The organism is Pseudomonas sp. BF-R-30, from assembly GCF_019956175.1.
Classification (GTDB): domain Bacteria; phylum Pseudomonadota; class Gammaproteobacteria; order Pseudomonadales; family Pseudomonadaceae; genus Aquipseudomonas; species Aquipseudomonas jessenii.
The window spans coordinates 90,355-96,659 of sequence record NZ_JAHBDE010000012.1; the positions used below are offsets into that span (position 1 = coordinate 90,355).

Below are 6,305 nucleotides of genomic sequence, written 5' to 3' on the forward strand. Positions count from 1 at the left end.
TCCTGAACACCGGCGGGCAGTACTCGGCCTTTGCCGATGCGGCGATTTTCGATGCGGTGCGCACACCGTGGGTGGACCTCGGCGGGGCACTGGCCGAGGTGTCGCCGATCGACCTGGGCATCAAGGTCGGGCGCGAAGTACTGGCGCGCGCGCAAGTTGACCCGCTGGCAGTCGACAGCGTGCTGGCGGGTTCCATGGCCCAGGCCAGTTTCGATGCCTACATGCTGCCACGGCACATCGGCCTCTACAGCGGCGTGGCGCAATCGGTTCCGGCACTGGGGGTGCAGCGGATCTGCGCCACCGGTTTCGAACTGCTGCGCCAGGCCGCCAGGCAACTGGATGACGGCGTGCAATTGGCCCTGTGCGTGGCCACCGAATCGATGTCGCGCAATCCGATTGCGGCCTATACCCATCGAGGCGGTTTCCGCCTTGGCGCGCAAGTGCAGTTCAAGGATTTTCTCTGGGAAGCCTTGTACGACCCGGCTCCCGGGGTGGACATGATCACCACCGCCGACAACCTCGCGCGGCGTTATGGGCTGAGTCGAGAAGCGGTGGACGCATACGCCTGTGCCAGTCATCAGCGGGCATTTGCGGCACAACACGCGGGCTGGCTGGCACCCGAGCTCGTTGCCGTGGGGCATCAGGTGTTCGAACTGCAAGGCTATCAGCCACGGGGCATCCGCCTGTCACGCGGCGTCGACACGGTGAGTGAAGACAGCCACCCACGGCCCGGAGACATCGCGGCGTTGTCCCGGTTGCGCACCGTGCACGAAGGCGGGGTGCAAACTGCCGGCAACAGTTGTGCGGTGGTCGATGGCGCGGCGGCGGCCCTGGTCGGGCGCGCTTCGGCCCGTCGGGATACACCGTTGGCCTTGCTGCGGGCCAGCGCGGTGGTCGGGGTGGCGCCGGAGTTCATGGGCATCGGTCCGGCACCGGCGATTCGCCTGCTGCTGCAGCGCAGCGGCTTGAGCCTGGATCGGATCGACCGCTTTGAAATCAACGAAGCCCAGGCCGCCCAGGTCCTGGCAGTGGCGAAGGAGCTGGAGCTGGACCCTTCGCGTCTGAACGTCCAGGGTGGTTCGTTGGCACTCGGCCACCCCTTGGCCGCCAGTGGCTTGCGCCTGGTGCTGACCCTGGCCCGACAACTGCGTGAGCACAATCTGCGTTACGGGGTTACCGCGGCCTGTGTTGGCGGTGGGCAGGGCATGGCGCTACTGATCGAAAATCCCGCCTGGCGTGCCTAAGAATTCGTCGGCTGACGGGCAAGCTGTGTTTTCTGCCAATGACGGCTTCTGGCCGATTGTTGCCCGTCGCGAAGGGCTGCAATCGACTAAAAAACCATTTTTACGCGCTAACCAGCGATTAGCTGCGTTCAGGCTTTCCTGAATTTTTAATCCAGGTATCAAGCTCCGTAACCATTTTACTGACCTCGCTATCTTCCCGTTCCGAGGGACGAACGATTGCGTTCCAGGCGATATCCAGGCCGTCATTCAGGGCGGCCCACGCAAGTTCCCCGCGTTCAAGACTGGGGGTTACCAAATCCCGTTGCAATATGCTGATTCCGTATCCTGAGCGGACCAGTTCAACGATGGCTTCGATCAACTCCACCGTGATCATGCGGCGCGGCAAGATGCTGGCGGGGGCGAAGAAACGGTCATACTCCCAGCCACTGGCGCGATCGGTCGAATACGTCACCAGGTTGTAAGTCTTGAAGTCTTCCGCATAGATATTTTTCCTTCCCGCAAGGGGATGATCGGTTGCCATGATTGCAATCAAATCGTCCCGAAAAAGTGGCAACTTCGCGACACCGCTAGGCACCATGCCGTCATCGATAATGGACACATCCAGTCTGCCTTGCATCAGGCTCGCGTAAACGTCGTTACGGGGCACGGTCACCAGTGTGATTTCGATGTCCGGCCGAAGACTTGAGTAGTGCTTGATGAATTTTGGAATCCAGCGAAATGGGCCGTAGGAGGTGACACCCATACGGACAAACGCTGTGACGCCACCAGCCATGGACCGGGCCTCGGACTCAGCCTCATTGAGTATGGCGATGATGTCTTTGGCGGCCCGTTCCAGGCGCACGCCGGCAGGGCTGAGTCTGAGCTTTCCTCCTGATCTTTCCGTCAGGCTCACACCTAGCCGCCGCTCCGCTTCGCGTATGCGGTGACTGACGGCTGAAGGTGTCAGCCATAAACGTTCGGCCACCGCGGTGATCGAATCGACTTCCGACAAGGTTTGCAACATCACCAAGTGATCCAGCGTCAGTCTCATGGGTATACGACCTGAAAATAATTCACAAAATTGCGTAAAATTATGAGCGTGACTTGTTTTTGGTGCCGATGCAATCTGAATCCAGCAGAGCCAACGGAGACCAACAACAATGACTACCCTGCCTTTCACACCTGCGCTAACCCTGGGCGATCTCGTCGATCTCGAGCGTTACCCAATCACCGATCGCACCAGCCCCGCTTATCTCGCACTGGTCACTCACAGTCAGTCGTTGCTGGCACAAGAGGGCGTTGCGATCTTTCCGGGTTTTGTTCGCAATCCATCGGTTGTCGCGATGGCGCAGCAGACACTTGCACTGCACTCGCGCATGTTTCATTTTCGGGAAAGCCACACGGTTTATTTCAAACCTCAGGACGAAAGCGTTGATCCGGAACACCCGCTACGACGCTTGATGAACACGGCAAAAGACACTGTTGCCTATGCCGATATTCCTGCCGACCATTTGATCCGGCAGATCTATGGATCGGACGAAGTCCTTGCTTTCATCAAAGATGTTTTGGCTCTGGACACGCTCTATCGTCATGCCGATCCATTAGCCGCCCTTAACTTGCAGGGCTTCACGGCAGGGCAGGAGTTGGGGTGGCACTTTGATCGTTCCGACTTCAGCGTCACGCTGTCGCTTCAGGCTGCAAGCGCCGGTGGGGATTTCGAGTATGTGCGGATGCTGCGCAATGAAAGCGACGATTGCTATGACGCGGTCAGGCAATTCCTCGATGACTCGCAAACACAGCAGGTAGAGGTTCTGCCTCAAGTGCCCGGCACCCTGACATTGTTCCGCGGCCGCTATTCATTGCACCGGGTCACGCCGGTGGAAGGGGACAGGTTGAGGCTCAACGCGGTGTTTGCGTACGTGGACCAGCCCGATGTCGAGTTCAGTGCCTATGCGCGCCAGTTGTTCTACGGGCGTACTTCTGTTGATCCATTAGCTTGAGCTTCGCCAATAACAATAAATGCAATTGATTCACGCCTTTGTTTCACGTGTTTGCGCACGCACTTGTCCATGCTAAATCTGATGGACTCGTTTGCTCCTGTGTCGCACACAACAGTTCGCTGCCCCCAATAATAATGATTCGGAGCGTCTGATCATGAAAAACAGGAAGAGTTTGTTGGCCTCTTTGCTCACCCTTGGCTTGCTTGTCGGTAGTGCCTCAAGCCAGGCCTCAGGGTGGTGTGAATCGGGCAAGTCGGTGAAATTTGCCGGGTTGAACTGGGAGAGCGGGATGCTCCTCACCGACATCATGATGATCGTGCTCAAGGATGGTTATGGCTGTGCAACGGATCAGTTGGTGGGTAACACCATCATTCTCGAGACCGCACTGGCCGGCAACGACATTCAGGTGTTTGGCGAAGAGTGGATGGAGCGCAGCGAAGTCTGGAAAAAGGCGGCGGCGGCCGGAAAGGTTGTCGGGGTTGGCGCTCCGATCATTGGTGCGACTCAGGGCTGGTATGTGCCGCGTTACGTCGTTGAAGGGGACGCCAAACGTAACCGGCCGGCGCAGGCGCCCGACCTCAGGACAGTCGCGGACCTGAGCAAGTACGCGAGTGTTTTTCGCGATTCGGAAGAACCGTCCAAAGGCCGTTTCTACAACTGTCCTGCGGGTTGGATCTGTGAGCAGGACAATACCGAGATGTTGAAAGAGTATGGCCTTGAAAACACGTTCACGAATTTCCGTCCAGGCACTGGTGCCGCATTGGATGCGGCTGTCCTGTCCAGCTATAAGCGCGGTGAACCGGTGCTGTTCTACTACTGGTCACCGACGCCGCTGATGGGGCAGATCGATGCGATAAGGCTGGAGGAAAAGACCGGCGCCAACAAAGACGTCATCACCATGGTGGGACTCTCCAAGGCATTTCATGAACAGGCTCCTGAACTGGTCGCAGTACTGGAGAAGGTCAACATTCCGATCGACTTGTTGAATCAGAACCTGGCGAGGATGACCCGGGAACGCATCGAATCGCCGAAGCTGGCCAGGATGTTCCTCAAGGAACACCCGGAAATCTGGCATGCCTGGGTCGACGAAGCCGCAGCAAAGAAGATCGAGGCATCGCTCTAATCGGCCTCAAGGGCAAGGACGCCCGCCCTCTGTAACGCTCCTATGAACACAATCTCTTGACTGTTTCTACACAGGAACGGCGCCTCTTTGCGTCCGGGAAATCACGAACATGATCAAATCACGAGCGGCCGTCGCCTTCGCGGCGAACCAGCCTCTGCAAATTGTCGAAGTCGATGTAGCGCCGCCGCAAGCCGGTGAGGTGCTGGTACGCATTGTTGCGACAGGTGTCTGCCATACCGATGCGTTTACGTTATCCGGTGCCGATCCCGAAGGGATCTTCCCCGTTATTCTTGGCCACGAAGGTGGCGGTATCGTCGAAGCGGTTGGCGAGGGGGTAACTTCACTGGCGGTGGGCGACCATGTGATCCCGCTCTACACCCCGGAATGTGGCGAGTGCAAATTCTGCACCTCCGGCAAGACCAATCTTTGTCAGAAAATCCGTGCCACTCAAGGCAAAGGTTTGATGCCAGATGGCACCAGCCGATTCTCTTACGAAGGGCAGCCTGTCTTTCACTACATGGGCACCTCGACGTTCTCCGAATACACCGTGCTTCCCGAAATTTCCCTGGCCAAAATCCCCAAGGATGCGCCACTGGAGAAGGTCTGCCTGCTCGGTTGCGGTGTGACCACCGGCATTGGCGCGGTGATCAATACGGCCAAGGTGGAGGAGGGAGCCAGCGTGGCAATCTTCGGTCTGGGTGGTATCGGGCTGGCAGCCATTATCGGTGCGACCATGGCCAAGGCCGGCCGGATCATCGCGATCGATATCAACCCGGCCAAGTTCGAGATTGCCAGGCAACTGGGCGCTACCGACTTCATCAACCCCAAGGATTATGACAGGCCGATCCAGGACGTGATCATCGAGATGACCGAGGGCGGTGTGGACTATTCCTTCGAATGCATTGGCAACGTCCATCTGATGCGCGCCGCCCTGGAGTGCTGCCACAAGGGCTGGGGTGAGTCGGTGATCATTGGCGTCGCTGGCGCCGGTCAGGAAATCAGTACCCGTCCTTTCCAGCTGGTGACCGGGCGCGTCTGGCGCGGCTCGGCATTTGGCGGTGTGAAAGGACGTAGCGAGCTACCCAGCTATGTCGAGAACGCGCAAAAGGGCGACATTCCGCTGGACAGTTTCATTACCCACACCATGGGGTTGGACGAGATCAACAGAGCCTTCGACCTGATGCACAAAGGCGAAAGCATCCGCACCGTTATCCATTTCGATCGCTGACTCAACAGATTGGCGAAGCCCGTCAGGGCGAGTCAAAGGCGCGAAAACCTGCAACATCAACCCACCGTATCTACACCAAAGAGAGCACAAAGATGACCATTTTCACTCATGTGACTGTCGGTACCAACGACCTGCAAAAAGCGCGCAGCTTCTATGACAATGTCCTGGGTACCCTGGGCCAAAAACGCATCGCTGATCTGGACGAGAATGGTTCGATCTGGGGTGAGAGCGCTCCATCCTTCTTCGTGCTGAAACCGGCGAACGGCGCCCCGGCCAGTGTGGGTAATGGTGTCACCATCAGCTTCGAGGCGCCGAATCGTGCCGCCATTGATGCTTTCCACGCCGCGGCGCTGGCCAGTGGCGGCACCGACGAAGGTGCACCGGGTCCGCGAGGCTGGGCACCTGACGCCTATGCGGCTTACGCGCGGGATCTCGATGGGAACAAGCTGGCCGCGTACTGTTTCAAGCCAGCCTAAGCTTCAAGACGAGGCATCATTAGATGCTTCGTCATTAGCCCTTACTCGCAAGGATTAGTAATCCGTAAGGTTGCAATGGTGGCTTGAACAAGCCCGTTTAACCTTGGTGTTCGAACGACAGCTTCTGGCCCAGAGTGTGTAAAAACGCCTTCGTGAACCCTTGCTATGATTTCTGAGGAATTCATCGCAGGGATCGCCCATGAAGCGCTTTATCCAAGGTGAACATCGAGGCCAAGGTACCTTACTTCCCGAAAG

The 6,305-nt window shown here is 57.9% G+C and carries 6 protein-coding genes; 5 read left to right on the forward strand and 1 reads right to left on the reverse strand.

The window, feature by feature from the left end; translation table 11 throughout:
• Nucleotides 1-2 precede the first annotated feature (2 nt).
• The gene (locus KGB20_RS09320; RefSeq protein ID WP_154862308.1) at nt 3-1,244 is read left to right on the forward strand and encodes a thiolase family protein; all 1,242 of its coding nucleotides are present in this window, start codon (nt 3-5) and stop codon (nt 1,242-1,244) included.
• A 118-nt stretch (nt 1,245-1,362) separates the two neighbouring features.
• Here the strand turns inward: KGB20_RS09320 and KGB20_RS09325 are convergent, their stop codons facing one another.
• The gene (locus KGB20_RS09325) at nt 1,363-2,274 is read right to left on the reverse strand and encodes a LysR family transcriptional regulator (RefSeq protein ID WP_154862259.1); all 912 of its coding nucleotides are present in this window, start codon (nt 2,272-2,274) and stop codon (nt 1,363-1,365) included.
• A 109-nt stretch (nt 2,275-2,383) separates the two neighbouring features.
• Here KGB20_RS09325 and KGB20_RS09330 point away from each other — a divergent pair, with 109 nt between their 5' ends.
• The 4 genes from KGB20_RS09330 to KGB20_RS09345 all read left to right on the forward strand — a co-directional run bounded on the left by KGB20_RS09330 (nt 2,384) and on the right by KGB20_RS09345 (nt 6,050).
• Nucleotides 2,384-3,223, forward strand: a complete 840-nt coding sequence (locus tag KGB20_RS09330; RefSeq protein ID WP_090454904.1) for a hypothetical protein — start codon at nt 2,384-2,386, stop codon at nt 3,221-3,223.
• 154 nt (nt 3,224-3,377) lie between these two features.
• The gene (locus KGB20_RS09335) at nt 3,378-4,346 is read left to right on the forward strand and encodes an ABC transporter substrate-binding protein (protein ID WP_150813667.1); all 969 of its coding nucleotides are present in this window, start codon (nt 3,378-3,380) and stop codon (nt 4,344-4,346) included.
• 109 nt (nt 4,347-4,455) lie between these two features.
• Nucleotides 4,456-5,574: an S-(hydroxymethyl)glutathione dehydrogenase/class III alcohol dehydrogenase gene (locus tag KGB20_RS09340; protein ID WP_150813666.1), complete on the forward strand. Its 1,119-nt coding sequence runs from the start codon at nt 4,456-4,458 to the stop codon at nt 5,572-5,574.
• A gap of 92 nt (nt 5,575-5,666) precedes the next feature.
• On the forward strand, nt 5,667-6,050 hold the full coding sequence (locus KGB20_RS09345) for a VOC family protein (RefSeq protein WP_102669643.1): 384 nt from the start codon (nt 5,667-5,669) through the stop codon (nt 6,048-6,050).
• The last annotated feature ends 255 nt before the right edge of the window (nt 6,051-6,305 follow it).

What these genes read in the sequence shown, in the direction of transcription:
- KGB20_RS09335 (WP_150813667.1), top strand. Translation starts at nt 3,378, where the DNA reads ATGAAAAACAGGAAGAGTTTGTTGGCCTCTTTGCTCACCCTTGGCTTG.
- KGB20_RS09325 (WP_154862259.1), bottom strand. Translation starts at nt 2,274, where the DNA reads ATGAGACTGACGCTGGATCACTTGGTGATGTTGCAAACCTTGTCGGAA.
- KGB20_RS09340 (WP_150813666.1), top strand. Translation starts at nt 4,456, where the DNA reads ATGATCAAATCACGAGCGGCCGTCGCCTTCGCGGCGAACCAGCCTCTG.
- KGB20_RS09345 (WP_102669643.1), top strand. Translation starts at nt 5,667, where the DNA reads ATGACCATTTTCACTCATGTGACTGTCGGTACCAACGACCTGCAAAAA.
- KGB20_RS09330 (WP_090454904.1), top strand. Translation starts at nt 2,384, where the DNA reads ATGACTACCCTGCCTTTCACACCTGCGCTAACCCTGGGCGATCTCGTC.